Source organism: Sphingomonas sp. Leaf339 (assembly GCF_001426195.1).
Taxonomy (GTDB): domain Bacteria; phylum Pseudomonadota; class Alphaproteobacteria; order Sphingomonadales; family Sphingomonadaceae; genus Sphingomonas.
Genome location: NZ_LMRS01000050.1, coordinates 1 through 341, shown reverse-complemented (window position 1 = coordinate 341; position 341 = coordinate 1). Strand labels below are relative to the sequence as shown.

Below are 341 nucleotides of genomic sequence, written 5' to 3'. Positions count from 1 at the left end.
GTTTCATCATGAGCTTCACCAATGCATTTCTTCATGATCTTGGTTCCCTCTTCCCTTCCGAGACCTTCTGGAAGGTTGTCCAACATGTGCTCCTCATGAAGATGGCCTTCATCGTCCATGATGTTCATCTTCTTGCACATGCAGTGGCAGTACTTCATGTACTTCTCATCATCGACGAACTCTCCTTTACGGGCGTTTACAACAATATCGTGATCGACTCCGGTGGTTTCCATGCAACCCTCGGAGAAATGCTTGATCTTGTTGCCGGACTCCGTGGCTTGAACGGAGACCAAAGCGATGGCAAGGAAAGCTGCTACGAGGAATTTCATCTTTGTTCTTTG

At 47.5% G+C, this 341-nt stretch carries 1 protein-coding gene; it reads right to left on the bottom strand.

Annotated elements, in window-relative coordinates; all coding sequences use genetic code 11:
- On the bottom strand, window positions 1-329 hold a 329-nt coding region (locus tag ASG67_RS15470), incomplete at its 3' end, for a pheromone/general odorant binding protein (RefSeq protein ID WP_156460859.1).
- Between the last annotated feature and the right edge of the window lie 12 nt (window positions 330-341).